The sequence below is a fragment of the Acinetobacter sp. GG23 genome, from assembly GCF_057766365.1.
In genome coordinates this window covers 427,210-445,200 of record NZ_JBYMDJ010000001.1, presented here as the reverse complement: position 1 = coordinate 445,200, position 17,991 = coordinate 427,210, and the positions used below count along the sequence as shown (strand labels likewise).

Annotated in this window: 13 protein-coding genes; 7 read left to right on the top strand and 6 right to left on the bottom strand. The window is 38.9% G+C overall.

The genetic code is table 11. The features are described from left to right. The first annotated feature begins 59 nt into the window (after positions 1-59). The 4 genes from zapE to AC3CAU_RS02110 all read left to right on the top strand — a co-directional run bounded on the left by zapE (position 60) and on the right by AC3CAU_RS02110 (position 5,181). Positions 60-1,208 carry a cell division protein ZapE gene (zapE, locus tag AC3CAU_RS02125; RefSeq protein WP_131216203.1) on the top strand — a complete coding sequence of 383 codons (1,149 nt, stop codon included), beginning with the start codon at positions 60-62 and terminating at the stop codon, positions 1,206-1,208. Between the two features lie 361 nt (positions 1,209-1,569). Next, a complete protein-coding gene (locus AC3CAU_RS02120; protein ID WP_447053233.1) occupies positions 1,570-3,735 on the top strand; it encodes a malate synthase G in 2,166 nt (721 codons plus the stop codon). A gap of 77 nt (positions 3,736-3,812) precedes the next feature. Continuing rightward, positions 3,813-4,283, top strand: coding sequence for a hypothetical protein (locus tag AC3CAU_RS02115; protein ID WP_131216201.1), 471 nt, complete (start codon positions 3,813-3,815; stop codon positions 4,281-4,283). Between the two features lie 238 nt (positions 4,284-4,521). Continuing rightward, entirely contained in the window at positions 4,522-5,181 is a 660-nt protein-coding gene (locus AC3CAU_RS02110; protein ID WP_131216200.1) for an SOS response-associated peptidase, read from the top strand. 7 nt (positions 5,182-5,188) lie between these two features. On the opposite strand, the gene AC3CAU_RS02105 is transcribed toward AC3CAU_RS02110, so the two are convergent. Together AC3CAU_RS02105 and AC3CAU_RS02100 are read right to left on the bottom strand one after the other, a co-directional pair. Beyond that, complete coding sequence (locus tag AC3CAU_RS02105; protein ID WP_131216199.1) at positions 5,189-5,653, bottom strand: MarR family winged helix-turn-helix transcriptional regulator; 465 nt, start codon at positions 5,651-5,653, stop codon at positions 5,189-5,191. A gap of 149 nt (positions 5,654-5,802) precedes the next feature. Further along, positions 5,803-6,267: a MarR family winged helix-turn-helix transcriptional regulator gene (locus AC3CAU_RS02100; RefSeq protein WP_131216198.1), complete on the bottom strand. Its 465-nt coding sequence runs from the start codon at positions 6,265-6,267 to the stop codon at positions 5,803-5,805. 885 nt (positions 6,268-7,152) lie between these two features. Here AC3CAU_RS02100 and AC3CAU_RS02095 point away from each other — a divergent pair. Together AC3CAU_RS02095 and AC3CAU_RS02090 are read left to right on the top strand one after the other, a co-directional pair. After that, a complete protein-coding gene (locus tag AC3CAU_RS02095) occupies positions 7,153-8,679 on the top strand; it encodes a TerC family protein (protein WP_447053232.1) in 1,527 nt (508 codons plus the stop codon). Positions 8,680-9,573: 894 nt separating this feature from the next. After that, a complete protein-coding gene (locus AC3CAU_RS02090; RefSeq protein ID WP_447053231.1) occupies positions 9,574-11,325 on the top strand; it encodes an FAD-dependent monooxygenase in 1,752 nt (583 codons plus the stop codon). Between the two features lie 21 nt (positions 11,326-11,346). Here the strand turns inward: AC3CAU_RS02090 and AC3CAU_RS02085 are convergent, their stop codons facing one another. From AC3CAU_RS02085 to AC3CAU_RS02070, 4 genes are all read right to left on the bottom strand, one after another. Then, a complete protein-coding gene (locus tag AC3CAU_RS02085) occupies positions 11,347-12,237 on the bottom strand; it encodes a LysR substrate-binding domain-containing protein (protein ID WP_447053230.1) in 891 nt (296 codons plus the stop codon). Positions 12,238-12,330: 93 nt separating this feature from the next. Next, entirely contained in the window at positions 12,331-13,146 is an 816-nt protein-coding gene (gene thiM, locus AC3CAU_RS02080) for a hydroxyethylthiazole kinase (RefSeq protein ID WP_447053229.1), read from the bottom strand. A 57-nt stretch (positions 13,147-13,203) separates the two neighbouring features. Further along, positions 13,204-14,367 carry a hypothetical protein gene (locus AC3CAU_RS02075; RefSeq protein ID WP_447053228.1) on the bottom strand — a complete coding sequence of 388 codons (1,164 nt, stop codon included), beginning with the start codon at positions 14,365-14,367 and terminating at the stop codon, positions 13,204-13,206. 233 nt (positions 14,368-14,600) lie between these two features. Further along, the gene (locus tag AC3CAU_RS02070) at positions 14,601-14,864 is read right to left on the bottom strand and encodes a hypothetical protein (protein ID WP_447053227.1); all 264 of its coding nucleotides are present in this window, start codon (positions 14,862-14,864) and stop codon (positions 14,601-14,603) included. A gap of 421 nt (positions 14,865-15,285) precedes the next feature. On the opposite strand from AC3CAU_RS02070, the gene pepN reads away from it, so the two are divergent. Further along, a complete protein-coding gene (pepN, locus tag AC3CAU_RS02065; protein WP_447053226.1) occupies positions 15,286-17,892 on the top strand; it encodes an aminopeptidase N in 2,607 nt (868 codons plus the stop codon). The last annotated feature ends 99 nt before the right edge of the window (positions 17,893-17,991 follow it).

Below are 17,991 nucleotides of genomic sequence, written 5' to 3'. Positions count from 1 at the left end.
TATATATTCCATCCCAAACTTCGCTATACTTTGAATAGCCTAAAATAGTATCCAATCATATGTCAGACTTAAATTCTAAGCACAGCACCGCCTTTATTCCTTTGTCACCTGCAGAACGTTATGCGCAAGCGATCTCTTCTGGTCAGTTCATGCCGGATGATGCACAGGCACAAGCTGTCCATGAGTTAGATCGTGTTTGGCAAGAACTGCTGCAGCGTTTTAAGGCATCAAAAAAAGCTTTCCGTCGCTTCCGTCGTCAAACTTCTCCTAAAGGTGTCTATATGTGGGGTGGTGTAGGGCGTGGAAAAACCTGGTTGATGGATCAGTTTTTCGATTCGATTCCTTTTCGTCGCAAAATGCGCATGCATTTCCATCATTTTATGCAGCATGTGCATCGTGAATTAAACAAATTATCAGGACAGCGTAATCCACTTGAGTTGGTGGCTGATCAAATATACCAACAAGCCGTGGTGATTTGTTTTGATGAATTCTTTGTATCTAATGTTACAGATGCGATGATTCTAAGTGAATTGTTCCAAAAATTATTTGATCGCGGGATTACCCTGGTTGCAACATCGAACATTGCCCCAGACGGTCTGTATAAAAATGGGATTCACCGTGACCGTTTCATCCCCACCATTGAGATGGTGAAAAAGAACTGTGCAATTTTAAATGTCGATGCGGGGGTAGATTATCGTTTACGAGTACTTAAACAGGCGCAATTGTTTAAATCTCCACTGACGCATGATCATAAAAACTGGATCGCCCAGCGTTTTACTGCTTTGACTCAAACTCAAAAAATTTCTCAAGAACCGATTATTATTAATAATCGTATTGTGGAAACAGTTGGGCATACTGAAGACGTTTTATGGTGCGAATTTTCAGAATTGTGTTTCAAACCACGCAGTCCGGCAGACTTTATTGAAATCGCCAATATCTACAACACCGTGCTGGTGAGTAACGTTCCGCATTTAACAGACTACTTGTCGGAAGGCGCACGTCGTTTTATTTATCTGGTCGATGAGTTTTATGATCGTGGCGTAAAACTGTTATTAACCTCTGAAGATTCAATTATTGAAATTTATCAAGGTGAAAAATTGGCCTTTGAAATTGAACGTACGCGTTCACGTTTGCTGGAAATGCAGTCCGATGAGTATCTGAATGCGGAGCATAAGCTTATACAAAATATAGAATCACCAACAAATTAAAAGCAGGCGCCAGAAATGGCGCTTTTTTATTACTAAAAAAATGTGTATTTTGTCGACATTTAGCCCTAGTCATTGTTTAAACTTTACTCTATAACTATACCAACGTCGGGTTTAAGTACTGTTTTTATCCATAAATCTGCACTTAAGTCTAATTTCGACATTTCAAAAACTTTATAAACTATAAAAAGGTATTCAAGTTGATGATGACACTGCATTTGTGAGCTATATTTTATTTAGTAATATGTATATTTATTTTATAAAAAATGATCACTATTTAGCAATGTGATAGTACTATTCAGCTAGATTTAAATCGGTATACTAGAATCTCTTGTTATAAAAAGTAGCAATATCAGGAAAGACAATGACTGCACGTATTCAAAAAGGCAAGTTAGCGATTGCTAAAGAACTTTACGATTTCATCGAAAATGAAGCATTACCAGGTTCTGGTTTAGACAGCGAAACATACTGGAAAAACTTTGAGCAAGTCGTTGTTGATCTTAGTCCCAAGAATAAGGCGCTTTTAGCTAAGCGTGAAGATCTTCAGGCTAAAATTGATGAATGGCACCGTAACAACAAATTTGAATTAGAAGCTTACAAAGCTTTCCTTACAGAAATTGGCTACTTATTACCAGAAGTAGAAGATTTCAAGATCAGCACAGAAAATGTCGACGAAGAAATCGCGCTTTTGGCTGGTCCACAACTTGTAGTACCTGTACGTAATGCACGTTATTGCTTGAACGCGGCAAATGCGCGTTGGGGTTCTTTATACGATGCACTTTATGGTTTCGACGTGATCCCTGAAGAAGATGGCGCGGAAAAAGGTAAGGGCTATAACCCGGTACGTGGTGAAAAAGTAATTGCATTCGCGAAAAATTTCTTAAATGAAACTTTCCCGCTGGCAAATGGTTCGCATGCAGATGCAACAAAATACACAGTTGAACATAATGCACTTGTTGTGACTTTAAAAGATGGTTCTACAACCACTTTAGCGCATCCAGCACAATTCGTGGGATATAACGGTGAAGCTGCTGCACCGAATGAAATCGTATTTAAAAATAATGGATTGCATGTAATTGTTGAAATTGATGCAACCAGTCCGATTGGACAAACAGATGCCGCTGGCGTTAAAGACTTAGTGCTTGAAGCAGCTGTAACCACTATCCAAGATTTAGAAGATTCGATTGCTGCAGTGGATGCAGAAGAAAAAGTAGAAGGCTACCGTAACTGGTTGGGTCTAATGCGTGGCACTTTAGAAGAGTCAATCGCAAAAAATGGTAAAACCGTTACCCGTTCGTTGAATAAAGATCGCACCCATAAAAACCTGATTGGTGGAGTGACCTCTATTCACGGTCGTTCACTCATGTTACTTCGTAATGTGGGTCATCTAATGACCAATCCAGCCATTCTTGTCGATGGTGCGGAAATTTATGAAGGCATCATGGATGCGTTGGTTACACCATTGTTGTCTTTTGCAGACATCAAAGGTGAAAACGAAATCAAGAACTCGCGTAAAGGTTCGATGTATATCGTTAAACCAAAAATGCATGGTCCTGAAGAAGTTGCTTTTGCGGTTGAACTGTTTGAACGTGCTGAGCAAGCATTAGGTTTACCGGCTAAAACACTCAAAATCGGTATCATGGATGAAGAGCGTCGTACCTCTGTAAACTTGAAAAACTGTATCGCTCAAGCGAAAGACCGTACCATCTTCATTAACACGGGCTTCATGGATCGTACCGGTGATGAAATTCATACTTTCATGGAAGCTGGTCCTTTCGTTCGTAAAGGCGAAGTGAAATCTCAAATCTGGTTCCCGGCTTATGAGAACCGCAACGTGATGGTTGGCTTGAAAGCAGGCTTACGTGGTAAAGCACAAATTGGTAAAGGCATGTGGCCAAAACCGGATATGCTGCTTGACATGTACAAAACCAAAACTGAACATCCAGAAGCAGGTGCAAGCTGTGCATGGGTTCCATCACCTGCAGGTGCGGTCATTCACGCGATTCATTATCACCAAATTAATGTAGCAAGCCGTCAGCAAGACTTATTGGCGACTGAAGCATTACCTTTAGATGATTTGTTAACTCCGCCTTTAGCGAAAGACACTAATTGGTCTGAAGAAGAGAAAACCAAAGAACTTGAAAATAACTGTCAGGGTATTTTAGGTTACGTGGTTCGTTGGGTTGATTTGGGTGTCGGTTGTTCTAAAGTTCTCGATATCAACAACGTTGGTTTGATGGAAGACCGTGCAACTTTACGTATTTCTTCGCAACACGTTGCAAACTGGTTACGTCACGGTGTCGTAACGCGTGCGCAAGTTGAAGAAGTAATGCAGCGTATGGCGAAAATTGTGGATGAGCAAAATGCCAATGATCCGCTCTACACGCCAATGTCGAATGACTTTGAAAACAATATTGCATTTCAAGCCGCTTCTGACTTGATCTTTAAAGGTGGGGAACAGCCATCAGGTTATACAGAGCCGCTATTACATGCTGCTCGTTTAAAACTTAAAGGTTATACAGGTGACTAATCCTGTGAGCTGAATAAAAAGCCTCCTTGTGAGGCTTTTTTTGTATATGATCCACACATAATAATGGAGTATAAATCATGTATTTTTGGCGTACCGATCTACTCATTGAAGACTTAAAACAAAATCGTGTCACTTACGCCGACTTTAAGAATTATTATTTGGTCAGCAGTATTTTAATTTTGTTAAGCTTTTTCGCTTTAAGTCAGGCTGAAACTGAAGATCTAAAAATAAGTTTAGCATCGTTAATCATTAATATAGGTTTGTTAATCACTTGGATTAATGCCATATTTATGGCTAATGGCGGTGAAAACGGCCACGCATTTTTAAATCGTTTTATTGCGCTTTATTTACCTATTACCATTAAAATCACTGTCTTTGCAATTGTGGCGATGATTTGTTTTGAACTTATTTTTAATATTTTTAAAATTCGGTTTAATGAAGCTCAACTGGCACATATTGATGCGATTAAAAGTGCTGGAGTGGACATGGCCACTTCATTTTTAATTTACTGGCGTATCTGTGTGGCCATCAAAAAAGTAAACAGTTAATTTTGATTAGCGAATAATTAAACCTAGCTTCAAAATATATCTTACACAGTGGTTTTTTCGGTTATAGGGCAGGTCAACCAGGTAAATCCTTTAGAGGAAGTTTGAGTAGGGCGTCTTAATGCAGGTGATTTCGGAAGAATTAGGCTACAAATTGGCTAACGAATTCTAGCAAGCTAATGCAGTCAGAATGATACAGTTAAGGATATAATGGAGCCAGTTTTAATTTAATACCTATGCTATGTGCGCAAACTTCAAACCACTAACGCTTAAACAATTACAGGATTTAAATCTCCCAGAAATTCCTTTTGAATATTCGGAAGAGGTTTATCCGGGTTATGACTTGCCTTTATTGTTCAAATCAGCGCAGGGTCCGGAGTGGCGTAAAGTAATGTTTGGTCTGGTACCGAAATGGGCAGAAGATAACACGATTGCAAGTAAAACCTATAATGCCCGCAATGAGACCTTGTTTCAAAAACCTACTTTTAATAATGCATTGACGAAATATAAATTTGGTGTCATTCCAGTGACTGAGTTTTACGAGTCCAAATATTTTGATTATAAAGCACAGCGTTGGGGAGTGCGTCGGAAAGATGGTCAAGCTGTTTTTATTGCCGCACTTTACGAAATTTGTAAGATCGGGGACGAAGTGATTCGTTCAGCTACCATGATTACGATGGACGCAATTGACCATCCCATGATGAAAGAATTTCATGAACCTGGAAATATTAAACGCTCAGTGATTGTTATTCCTCACGAGCGTTTAAATGAATGGCTGAGTTGGAAGTCTCCAGATATCCGATCATTTGTTGAAGGGTTTCCTGTAAGTGAATTTGAATGTTCACATGTACCTAAAGTAAAAATCGAGAAAATAACTCCTCAACTGAATTTTTTTGATTAAATTTAAATTAACGTGCTAAATTTTTGAAAATATGCTTAAGGCTTTCCATCATTTTTTCAATTTGTAAGGGGGTTAAGCCATCAAAAGATTGTTCCAAAACCACATGGGTAAGGTCATTAATCTTTTGGGTCATTTGTTGCCCTTTGTCCGTTAACACCACACGAGTAATGCGGGCATCATCTTCACAAGAATAGGTTTCTACTAATCCTTCATCTTTTAAGCGATAAACAATTTTAGTCGTTGTTGACATCTTGGATACGACCATTCCTGATAAATCAGATACGCTGGCATGGGGTTTTGATTTTAAACAGAGCAAAATTCGTCGACGAGAATTATCTAAACCATATTTTTTTAAGGCATGATCGATGTTCTGTACATGTTGAGCATGTACTTGAGTAACCCAATAATATGGGAAATTATCTAAACTAAAATCTTCCACACACGGTAAAAATTTACTATATTTTTTTGTCATGAGGGTTATCCTTTTTTTAATTGTTGTAATTGTATTTTATTATTGTAACGGTATTTTTTAAATTTTTTGACTAAAACTGCCTGTCAAAAGATGTTTTAGTTAAAGTAAAGAGCGTTACTCCCCCTTAAGTTTTTTAGATTAAAATTAAATTAATGCGCTAAATTTTTGAAAATATGCTTAAGGCTTTCCATCATTTTTTCAATTTGTAATGGGGTTAAGCCTTCAAAAGACTGCTCCAAAACCACATTAGTCAAATCGTTAATTTTTTGGGTCATTTGTTGCCCTTTATCCGTTAATACCACACGAGTAATTCGGGCATCATCTTCACAAGAATAGGTTTCTACTAATCCTTCATCTTTTAAACGATAAACAATTTTAGTCGTTGTTGACATCTTGGACACGACCATTTCAGATAAATCAGATACACTTGCATGCGGTTTGAATTTTAGAGACAGCAAAATTCGTCGACGAGAATTATCTAAACCATATTTTTTTAAGACGTGATCGACATTTTGGACGTATTGAGCATGTACTTGGGTAATCCAATAATATGGAAAATTATCTAAACTAAAATTTTCCATAGAAGGTAAAAATTTACTGAATTTTTTTGTCATGGTAAAAGCTCCCCTAATTCATTGTTGTAATTGTAATTTTTTGTTGAAGAACATTTTATTCCAAAGCCATTTAGATTCGCAATACATATTGAATTATTTTTATTGCTAATTAATATATATTAAGTTTTTCCTAATGCAATGGAAACTTATATTTATAGATTTCCTTATACGAATCAAAATTAAGCATCATCGTCTAGAAGGGCCAGGTTGTAACCATCTTTATCTTGATGAAAGTCTACACATGCCCACGACCTTAACTTGGTGCGGATCAAATGATGAATTTAAACGACGATCTCCATCTTCATCGTTAGTATTAGCAATGGTTTTCGACGTTTCATTGAAGGTTAGTGCTTTCACATTGACCATAGCAAATAATCCAGTAATTTTTTTGATGGGATTAGAGGCTTGCGCATCTAAGTTTAGCGATCAATTATTGAGTCTAAAAAATCTTGGCTGTATGTCATTTTAGTGAAAAAAATAGCTTTGAAAACGAATCTTTTTAACAAAAAATTTCTGATGCTTAGACTATAAATTGAACATAATAATATATATATTAAGTAATATATTGTAATAAAATTCATAAAAACAAGAGCTTATATTGTCATGTTTTGCATTTTTTAAATTTTATGTGGTTATAAATTTTGAGTCTGGCAGTAGATCTAAATCAAAAAATCAGACGAATAGATGAAATAAGTCACAAAAGTGAGTATGTGTTTTATACAGACTGGTATTTTTATGATTAAAAATATAAAAATTTAATTACAAATTTTGTAGATTGTGCATAATTAATTTATCTATTGTTGAACAGGGCATATTTATGGATCCGTCGCCGTGCAGATCTACGTTTATTTTTAACCAAAGTCATGGACTCGGAGATATAAACTAATGGAGTTTTTATTAGATCCGGGAATTTGGGTGGGTTTACTTACCCTGATTGTATTAGAAATTATCTTAGGTATTGATAACCTTGTCTTTATTGCCATTTTGGCAGAAAAACTTCCTCCAGAACAACGTGATAAAGCACGTGTATTGGGTCTTTCCCTCGCTTTATTCATGCGCTTGGGCTTATTGTTTGCCATCTCTTGGTTAGTCACTTTGACCAAACCGCTTATTACCGTTTTTGACTGGACTTTCTCGGGTCGAGATCTTATTCTTTTATTTGGTGGTTTGTTCCTACTGTATAAAGCAGTAAGCGAATTGCACGAAAGAATGGAAGGGAAACCTGAAGTTAAAATTACAACGAATGTTGTTTATGCAAGTTTTACAGCAGTTGTAGCACAAATTGTAGTGTTAGATGCCGTATTCTCTTTAGATTCAGTCATTACCGCCATTGGTATGGTCGACAACATTTATGTGATGATGGTAGCGATGATTATGGCTATGGCCGTAATGTTACTAGCTTCCAAACCATTAACTGATTTTGTAAATCGTCATCCGACCGTAATTATTCTTTGTCTAAGCTTCTTACTATTAATTGGTATTAGTTTGATTGCCGAAGGTTTCGGTTTCCATATTCCAAAAGGCTATATCTACTCAGGTATTGGCGTTGCGATTGTGATTGAAGCTTTCAATCAGTTTACTCAGCGTAATACTACAAAGCACGAATCAAAGATTCCATTACGCCACCGTACTGCAGATTCCATCTTGAAATTGATGGGCGGAAAAATGGAAACGGTCACTGATAGTGCTCAGCACTTTGAAGCTCAAGAAGCTTTTGCCGATGAAGAACGTTATATGATTGGCGGGGTATTAACCCTAGCAGAAAGGTCTGTTGCTTCAATCATGACCCCACGAAATCAAATTTCTTGGGTAAATATTGATGATTCGCCTGAACAAATTCGTGAACAGGTGCTTGCTGTACCGCATAGCTTATTTCCGGTTTGTCGTGGCAGCTTGGATAAGGTCTTGAGTGTGGTTCGTGCCAAAGAGCTTCTAGATGTACTAGAAGATGAAGAACAACTTAAAGCTTTAATCAAACGCCATCGCCCGATCTATATTTTTGAAAAAATGAAAGTAATCGATGCGATTAATACCTTACGTACTTCTAAAGGCTCACTGGTTTTAGTCAGTGATGAATTTGGTAATGTACAAGGTTTGATTTCTCCGCTAGATGTGTTTGAAGCCATTGCCGGAGAATTTCCCGATGCGGACGAACAGCTCGATTTAGTCAAAATTGATGAGCATACTTGGAGAGCATCCGGCATGCTGGATGTGTATCAGCTCGAATTAGAGTTGGGCATGCTGGATTTAGTTGAAGAGGATGCAGGGTATATCAGTCTTGCTGGTCTAATTCTAGATAAAACTCAAGGAGAAGTGAGTTTAGGTACTCAGTTGGAGTATCAGGGGGTACACTTCGAGGTGACGGAACTGGATGATAATCGAATTAAATCTGTTTCAATTGTACGTCACTAGAAGGTAATTGAAGATACTCGAAAGAGATCATCAATCTCTTTGCAGTTTGCTTTTAACCGCTTTAATAACCCAACAGACAGGTGCTGTTGGGTTTTTTTATCATCTTAATTTATCTTTGCATAAATCTAAAACAAGTTGAATTATGAGGTGATACTATCCTTGGAAAATAAACCAATTTTTGTATTAAGCCTCCAAGTGGATATTTTGTCAGCTTATCCTAAAAGCCATAGAGGACTCAGTACTGCCAGGGCTGTTTCAAGCAATTATTGAATCCGACAGACTCCTTTATAGTTTGTAGCTAAAATCATCCAGCCTAAAATTTATATGCATTTTGCCCCTGATCGCAAATTTCCCCCGTAAAGGAAACTATCTCAGGAATATTTATACATTTTAGATCTGATTCAACAGCGTAAAAGTGATGTACAAAAGAGTAAATATTCTTATACATCCAAGTGTAATAACCAAACAACTCCAGCAGACATTCGTTGCTTAAGGAATAACTGAACCCCACATATTAATTTTTTCATGCAGTATGTGTCTGATTATTTTAATGGTATAGGCTTGACGTGTGTTTATAAACTGGATTTAAAAACGATTTTGGAAATCATATTGAGTTTATTTTTAAGCCGGAAAGTGTATTAAATTTTATTCTCTAAAGACTGGCTGAATCTTCTACTTTAAATTTCTCAATTTTTATTTTCTATAAAGGAAGTATAGGCAAAGTGCTCATCACGCTTAAAATTAACAGCTTTTGAGTTTCTATAGCTCAGGCTGATATCGCCATAGTTAGTTTTGATAGTTTTATAATAATCTCGACATTTTCCTTATAGTTCAATAAAAGCACATCCAATCATTTGGATGTGTACATTGAAGTGATTTAAATAAGGAAATGTGATGTCAAATCAGCCTTTTGATACGGATGTTGTAGTGATTGGGACAGGTCCAGCAGGTGCAACGACAGCTTTAGCTTTAGCCACTTATGGGATTTCTGTACGTTTTTATACCCAGTTTAATGGCTTGGCAAATTCTCCACGTGCGCATATTACCAATCAGCGTGCAGTTGAAGTATTGCGTGAATTTGATTTAGAAGAAGAAGCCAAAAGCAGAGCGACCCCATGGCAACATATGGGGGAGAGTATGATCACCACCAGTTTGATTGGCGAAGAAATTGCCCGTATTCAGGCGTGGGGAACAGGGGATTTACGTCATGGTGATTATGTAAAAGGAAGTCCTTCGCCTTTATTCGATTTGGTGCAACCAGAAATGGAAGCACTACTGGTCAAACATGCAGTCGCGCGTGGTGCAAATCTATTTTACAACACCGAATATTTAGATCATGAACAAGATGATGAGGGTGTTACGGTCTGGTTCTTAGACCGATTGGAAAATCGCAAATATTCTGTACGTGCAAAGTATCTGGTGGGTATGGATGGAGCTCGATCTAAAATTGTTGAGAAAATCGGTCTTCCGATTGAAGGTCAGATGGCACGTGCGGGTACAACCTATGTACGTTTTAAAGCAGATTTAACTAAATATGTGCAACATCGTCCGAGTATTTTGCATTGGATTGTCAATCCTGCCGCAGGTTTTGGCGAAATTGGTATGGGCTTGTTGCGCGCCATTTCTCCGTGGAATGACTGGATTGCAGGTTGGGGCTTCGATATTGCTCAAGGCGAACCGCAATATACCCAAGAACAAATCATCCAGCGTATTCATACCTTTATTGGTACAGATGATGTAGATATTGAAGTTCAGAATGTATCGGCATGGTATGTAAATCAGGCGTTTGCCAAGCATTATTCTGTAGGTCGTGTGTTCTGTGGTGGAGATGCCGTACATCGTCATCCGCCATCAAGTGGTTTGGGCTCAAATACCTGCATTCAAGATGCATTTAACTTGGCATGGAAACTGGCTTTTGTGATTAAAGATTGGGCGAAGGTAGATTTATTAAGCTCTTATAGTGATGAACGCGTACCGGTGGGACAGCAAATTGTGGCACGTGCCAACCAGTCTCGGATGGATTATAAGCATCTCAAAGATGTTTTTGGTTTTGATCAAGGGATAGCCACCACACAACAATTGTTAGATCGACTGAATGCACCGACAGCAGATGCTGCTGAATTACGTACTCAGTTAAATCATGCCTTAGACATTAAAAACTTTGAGTTTAATGCACAAGGGGTGGAACTGAATCAGCGTTATCAGTCGGCTGCCGTAGTTTTAGATGATGAATGTGATGAACAATGGCACGCTGATCCGCAATTATATTTACAGGCAACGTCACGTCCTGGAGCGAAAATCCCACATTGCTGGTTAATTAATGCCAAGAATGGCCAGAAGGTTTCAACACTGGATATTGTGGGAAATGGTAAATTAACTTTGGTGACTGGTTTATCTGGTACTGCATGGAAAAAGGCAGCTGATCAATTAGACCTGCCTTATTTAAATGTGGTGACCATTGGGCAAGAAGTGAAAGATGTTTACGGTATTTGGCAAAAAACCTGTGAAATTGCTGAAGCAGGCATGTTGCTGGTTCGACCGGATGGGTATGTGGCATGGCGTCATCAGCAAGCATTGTATGATGACAGAGTCGCCCTCCAGAAATTAACGCATGTGCTCGAACAAATGCAGTATCAAATTTCTTAATTCGGGTTTTAAAAGTTATTTTTAAACTTGCTGTTTTTGAACAGATTGCTGAATGATTCTTGCGGTAAGTTGCAAAACCGGATTTTCAGCATCTGTTCGATAACTGGCATATAGCGGTAAAGTCGGCAAGTCCTGTTTCAGTTCAACCGACTGTACATTCGAGTTGAGCAATTGCCGTGCGTATTCAGGAATAAAGCTCCAACCCAAACCCATATTGATAAGATTAATATGCTGTAAAGCATTAGTGACTTGGTATTTATATTGCAGTTTTAAATTTTCTTTTTCAGTGAATTCATGAATTCGCTGATAGAAAACTGGAGAAAACAGTTGGTCACAGACAATAAAGTCGTCATTTTGAATTTGCCTTAAGTCTTGAATCTTACGCTTGGCAATATAGTTTTGATGAGCAACACATAATAATTTTTCTTCAAACAGCATGGTGCTGCTATAAACCGGATCATCCATACACACGCGACTAAAGATTAAATCCAGTTCGGAATTTTTCAACGCCTGAACCTGTTCGCTACAGGATAAACTTCTAATTTTAAGATCGACTTGTGGAAATTGAGCACGAACCCGCTGAATGATTTGAGGAATAATGGTCATTTCCGCAACATGCAATACGCCAATAAACAGCTGTTGCTGACCTTGATTGGCGATTTGACGGGCATGAGCGACGGCAAGCTCCGCGTATTTAATCGATTCCAAGGCATATTTTAAAAAACCTTGACCCTCTAAAGTCAGAGCAATTTTGCGTGCACTGCGGTCAATCAGTTGTACACCTACTTCTTCCTCTAAATCTTTAATTTGCTGACTGAGGGAAGGTTGAACGGTACAGAGTTTTTGCGCAGCTCGGGTAAAATTGAGTTCTTCAGCCAGAGCCACAAAGTAACGTAAATGCCTAAGTTCCATTGAGTATTTTCCTGCTGAAAAACGGTTTTACCAGGCAGCCCCAAACTAAAATCCATATGGAATCATCAATACGGATAAAAGTATGGCTTAGATTTATAGTATTTTGATATCCGCATATTGTTGAATTAAATCTGGATTTAGACTGTGAATATAATCCATGAATGCAACATTAAACTGACCAACCGTTTGCGCTCTTTCAAAGGCCAATTTTCCTGCAATCGCAAAATGCGTGTGTGCAGTAATAGTGGCAATCATTGGTGTGGTTACCGCACAGTAAGCAGCGATTAAAGCACCGAGTGCACAGCCAGTCGCGGTGACTTTTGGCTGTAAATAAGAGCCACCATTGACCTGAATCACGGCATCAAGTTCTTTGCTTAAAATAAAATCCGATTCACCTGAAATGGCAATACACTCAGCATGTGCTAACAGGGCTTTGGCCTGGCTATACACATCTGCGCTATCCAGTGTGCTATCGACACCTTTGGAGAGCACCTGATTGCCTGCAAGGGTACTGATTTCTGAAGCATTACCCCGAATAACCGTTGGATGGTTTTGTAATAACTCATCCACCATATCCGAGCGCCATTTTAAAATGGGACCATAACCCACTGGATCGAGTACCCAGGGTGTATCAGTGCGCTGCGCCGTTTGTGCAGAAATTTGCATGGCCTGCATTTGTTCATTGGTCGGTGTACCCAGATTAATGCTCAGTGCAGCGGAAATACTGGTAAAACTTTCGGCTTCGAATGGATTATCAATCATGGCAGGTGACGCACCGGCAGCCAGCAAAACATTGGCTGTATAATTCGCTGCAACACTATTGGTAATACATTGCACCAAAGGCTGCTCCTTTTGCAGCTGTGTCCATGCTTCAACAATATGCTCGATCAATGTTGAAGTTTGATCCATGGGATTATTCCTTAAATTATATAGAGGGTTGGTGAGACTAGACATCTTGATCACCGTTTATTGGGTGAAATAGTGGTCTTGATGCTTACAGGTGCGACAGCATAAGGTCACATAATTTTCAGCATCATAATCAACAGTAAGCTCATTAGAACCACAATACATACAGCGTTTTTGTGAATAGAAGCTTAAGCGTGGTTCAATCTTTTTCCAGATTCGCCAAATCGGCTGAAAAAAAATACTTTCATCATAACCCAGAAAGCGGAGAAACAGGATTTCGCTCATCTTGCTAAAAGGAATATTGTGAGGACGTGGCAGGGTTGATGTTTCCCATTTTTCTGATACGGCACGTTCACGATATTGCTGTAAGGTTTTCTTTAACAAGTTGGTGTTAATAAAGTTTTCATTACGGATATGCAAAGCTTTTTGTTGATATAAATATTCCAAAGCAGTTTGTACCAGATAATAGATTTGGCCCACAGCCAAAGAATCCATTAAGCGATAACAAAAGGTTTGAAAACTGTTGTTTCCTGCAATTTGGATGCCCCAAGTGCGGCAATAAAACTGGGCAAACTGAATAATTTCCTGATAGAGCACTAGATAAAGCACATTTTTCACTTCATCTGCATTTTTAAAAGGCACCCCCATGGTTAAATTTTCATAAAACCAGTTTCGAAGTTGCTGGGTAATGCTAAATAGACTCGGTTCAGAATAACCATCCAAACGCACATTGACATAGTAATGATGTGCCTCAACGGCAAAATCCTTGGCAATCAGGATTTGTTCTTTTACCAGTTGCTTGACGAGATAGTTTTGAAATAAATAATTCGGGGTAATCGAATTGTATTTAATACTTTCCCAATCAATATATTCATGATGCGTGGTGTGTTCCTGAACCTGATTGTCCAAAATACTGAGTAAAAACAATTTATTTAGAAAACTGATCTGATCCAGTCGGTATTCAACCGTATCTTTATTTTTTGATTTGATTTTGCGTTGCTCTTGCAGACGCGTTTCGGTGAGCATCTTTTTTCGATTGACTAGACATTTGTCACAATGACAGTTGGTGCGTCCATCTTGAAAGACACGATGCTGGCAGTGACTACATTCATGAAAATTAAGCGCTTGATCGTACTGTTCTGCTTCAATCCAGAACATGGATGCCTGACACAAAGGGCATGATGTACTTTCATCTAACTGTTTTTGCAGAATCTGAAGGAGCATGGAAAAAGTCAATCACAAGTCTGGTTAATCATTCAAACGATTATACACATCTCTTTTATTGTAACGTGATTGAATCGTGCTGAATGAACAATAAATGCGAGCAGGAAAAGATAAGCGGATTTACTTTAAAAAAATAGCCTAAGTATTTCTTGTGGATTGATGTGGAGATAGAAAATCAGATCTTCCATCTCCACAAAAAGAGAAGCTAGTGAGGGGGATTAAAATTCTTTAAATTAATACGAAGCAGGGCAAGGCAATGAGTCATCTTCCTCACCTAATTGCTTTGCATTGATTAAAGCCTGAACCTTTTTAGATGGAATCTTTTTGCTGCCTAATGCATCGTAATTATTCAAAATTGCGCAAATATCGGGCGATTGCATGGGAATACCTTCGCAGCTCATAAACATCGCAATCACCTTATGATCGATTCCGGCAGCGTCGAGAGTTTGCATGGTCTTGATATTTTCCACACGGACAATATGGTCTTTTAAATACATGGGACACCTCTTCTAATTTTGAATTAATTTTATAGTGCGCTTTGTGCAAATAGATGCAAGCAAGAAACGTGCTCAAAATGTATTCATCTTGAAAATGTCTGTCACTTGGAGTTAAGACAGGTTATAAGCCAGATCAATCTTGCTCAAATAATATAAAGAGATATCAAAATCCAGTTATTTTCTATTTACATTATTGAAAGATATTGGCGTTATGGCGCATCATTTTTAACTGTACGTATGAGAACTAAGCAACTGAACGATTAATTGTAGCAATGCTCAGACAATGAATTGAAAATGACCGTCCACGTGCCCATATATAACTCAAATCAATCGCACAGACAGATTGTGAAAGTTGTCGTATGATCGAAGTATTTCACAACAACAAAGTCTTGGCTTAAGAACGACAGGATTAGGACATTATATGAATATCGCGGCGAACCCAGTGGTTGAAGCAGACCAAACTGTTTATTTAAAAGACTATCAAAAACCCTCTTTTTTGGTTGATTCAATCAATCTGGATATTCAGGTTCATACGGATCGTACCGATGTCAACGCAACATTGGTGATGAAGCGCCAGACCGCAGGGGATTTGGTACTGCTGGGTCGTGATCTGGAATTAAAATCTATTACTTTAAACGGCAAGCCACTGACTGAAGCAGAGTATACACTTGATGCTGAACAGTTGGTGATTACCGATGCACCCAATGAAGTCATTCTTGAAACTGCCGTGGTGATTCATCCTGAAAGTAACACGCAACTTGAAGGTTTGTACCAAGCTGGCAATGATTTATTCGTCACCCAAAATGAACCTGAAGGTTTCCGCAAAATCACGTTCTATCCAGACCGTCCGGATGTCCTGTCTGTGTTTACCACACGTGTAGAAGCCGATAAAAAATTCCCGGTACTTTTAGCCAATGGTAATTTGATGGAAGCGGGTGAAGCGGGCGAAGGTCGTCACTATACCATTTGGCAAGACCCAACCAAGAAACCAAGCTATTTGTTTGCCTGCGTGATTGGTGATTTGGCGGTACTCAAAGATTCTTATGTGACTTCGGAAGGCCGTAACGTCGCACTTGAAATTTATGCTGTCGAAAAAGATATTCCAAAATGTCACATTGCAATGGAAGCGCTTAAACATTCTATGCAATGGGATGAAGAGCATTATGGTCGTCCGTATGACCTGGACAACTACATGATTGTGGCAACCAGCGCATTCAACATGGGTGCAATGGAAAATAAAGGCTTAAACATTTTCAATACTTCATGTGTACTGGCAGATGAAGAATTCACCACTGATGCTGCAATCATGCGGGTACAGTCTGTGATTGCGCATGAATACTTCCATAACTGGACTGGCAACCGGATTACTTGCCGTGACTGGTTTCAATTGTGCTTAAAAGAAGGCTTAACCGTATTCCGTGATCAGTCTTTCTCGGAAGATTTACAGTCCGCTGCAGTACAACGTATTGATGATGTAGCGGTATTAAAAGCTCACCAATTCCCTGAAGATTCAGGTCCGTTATCGCATCCGCCACGTCCAGACCACTTTGTCGAAATTAATAACTTCTATACAGCAACTGTGTACGAAAAAGGTGCGGAAATTAATCGCATGATGGCGACTTTGCTTGGCAAAGAAAAATTCCGTCAAGGCACGGACGAATACTTCCGCCGTCATGACGGTCAGGCTGTGACCGTTGAAGATTGGGTTTCAGCATTGACTGCAGGTTCTGGTGTCGATTTATCGGCATTCCTGATTTGGTACAACCAACCAGGCACACCTAAACTGGAAGCCAAAGGCGAGTACGATTCTGCAAAACAAACCTATCGTTTAAGCTTCAAACAATCGTTAAAAGATCATCATAAATATCCAAACCTGAAAGCTGTGCCAATTCCTGTTGCTTTGGCACTTTTTGATGCAGAAACAGGTGAGCAATATACGCTGCAATCTGAATCACTATTTGAAAATGGCGTGAAAGATGGCATGTATTTATTTGATCAGAGCGAGGCAACCATTGAATTTAGTGGTGTAACCGCAAAACCTGTGGTTTCATTGCTACGTAATTTCTCAGCTCCGGTCAATCTTGAATTCAACTATTCAGATCAAGAGCTAGCTTTCTTGATGCAATATGAAACCAATGGTTTTAACCAGTGGCAGGCCACTCAAACCTTACTGGAACGTATTTTACTGGAAGGCCATGAATCTGATATTTATATTCAAGCCATGAAAAATACTTTGCCTGAGGTCATTCAAAAAGATCCACTGTTGGCTTCACGTTTGTTTGATGTACCGACCGAAGGTTATTTGGGTAGCCGTATCGATGCTGATTATCGTCCTGCTAAAATCCAGGAACAGCGTAATGCTTTGCTAGACACCTTGGCCCGTGAATTGGGTGGATTCTGTAAAGAGACTTACTTGGAGTTAGATCCAGATAATCAAAGTGAATTCTCTCAAGCGATGGGAGTTCGTGCACTCAGAAACATCATGCTGAGTATGATTGCACGTCAAGGTGATGCCTCTGCCTTCGATCTGGCTTATGAGCAGTATCATACAGGCAACATGTCTGAACGTTTGGGTGCGCTTAAAGTCTTGGTTTGGAATGATGCACCACAGGCTCAAGAAGTGTTGGCAGACTTCTATAACCGCTTTGAGGATGAAGCTTTGTCTTTAGATCAATGGTTTATGGTTCAAGCAGCACATCCGAAAGCAACTGCGGAAACCATCAAGTATTTAACCTCTCATCCGGATTATGATTTGGGTACACCAAACCGTATCCGTTCAGTGAGTGGGGGTTTGAATGCCAACCCAGTCAATACCTGGAGTTTTGGTGTTCACCACTATATTGATCTGGCTAAATATCTGGATGAGAAAAACCCGATTGTCGGTTCACGTTTACTACAAGTACTTTCTCGCTGGTACACCTTGGCAGAACCACAACGTACAGAAGTCAAAGCTGCACTGGAAGCTTTAAAACCCCAAGTGAAATCGAAAAATGTAGTAGAAACTTTAAATAGTATGTTGAGTATATAACCCTCATATTATTGAATAACTGAAAAAGCCTTTTCTTGATTAGAACCGAGAAAAGGCTTTTTATTTTAGAATGTGGTTTTACGGCAGAATAAATGATCA

Excerpts from the sequence above, each read along its gene's own strand:
- zapE (WP_131216203.1), top strand. The coding sequence starts at position 60 with ATGTCAGACTTAAATTCTAAGCACAGCACCGCCTTTATTCCTTTGTCA.
- AC3CAU_RS02120 (WP_447053233.1), top strand. The coding sequence starts at position 1,570 with ATGACTGCACGTATTCAAAAAGGCAAGTTAGCGATTGCTAAAGAACTT.
- AC3CAU_RS02115 (WP_131216201.1), top strand. The coding sequence starts at position 3,813 with ATGTATTTTTGGCGTACCGATCTACTCATTGAAGACTTAAAACAAAAT.
- AC3CAU_RS02110 (WP_131216200.1), top strand. The coding sequence starts at position 4,522 with ATGTGCGCAAACTTCAAACCACTAACGCTTAAACAATTACAGGATTTA.
- AC3CAU_RS02105 (WP_131216199.1), bottom strand. The coding sequence starts at position 5,653 with ATGACAAAAAAATATAGTAAATTTTTACCGTGTGTGGAAGATTTTAGT.
- AC3CAU_RS02100 (WP_131216198.1), bottom strand. The coding sequence starts at position 6,267 with ATGACAAAAAAATTCAGTAAATTTTTACCTTCTATGGAAAATTTTAGT.
- AC3CAU_RS02095 (WP_447053232.1), top strand. The coding sequence starts at position 7,153 with ATGGAGTTTTTATTAGATCCGGGAATTTGGGTGGGTTTACTTACCCTG.
- AC3CAU_RS02090 (WP_447053231.1), top strand. The coding sequence starts at position 9,574 with ATGTCAAATCAGCCTTTTGATACGGATGTTGTAGTGATTGGGACAGGT.
- AC3CAU_RS02085 (WP_447053230.1), bottom strand. The coding sequence starts at position 12,237 with ATGGAACTTAGGCATTTACGTTACTTTGTGGCTCTGGCTGAAGAACTC.
- thiM (WP_447053229.1), bottom strand. The coding sequence starts at position 13,146 with ATGGATCAAACTTCAACATTGATCGAGCATATTGTTGAAGCATGGACA.
- AC3CAU_RS02075 (WP_447053228.1), bottom strand. The coding sequence starts at position 14,367 with ATGCTCCTTCAGATTCTGCAAAAACAGTTAGATGAAAGTACATCATGC.
- AC3CAU_RS02070 (WP_447053227.1), bottom strand. The coding sequence starts at position 14,864 with ATGTATTTAAAAGACCATATTGTCCGTGTGGAAAATATCAAGACCATG.
- pepN (WP_447053226.1), top strand. The coding sequence starts at position 15,286 with ATGAATATCGCGGCGAACCCAGTGGTTGAAGCAGACCAAACTGTTTAT.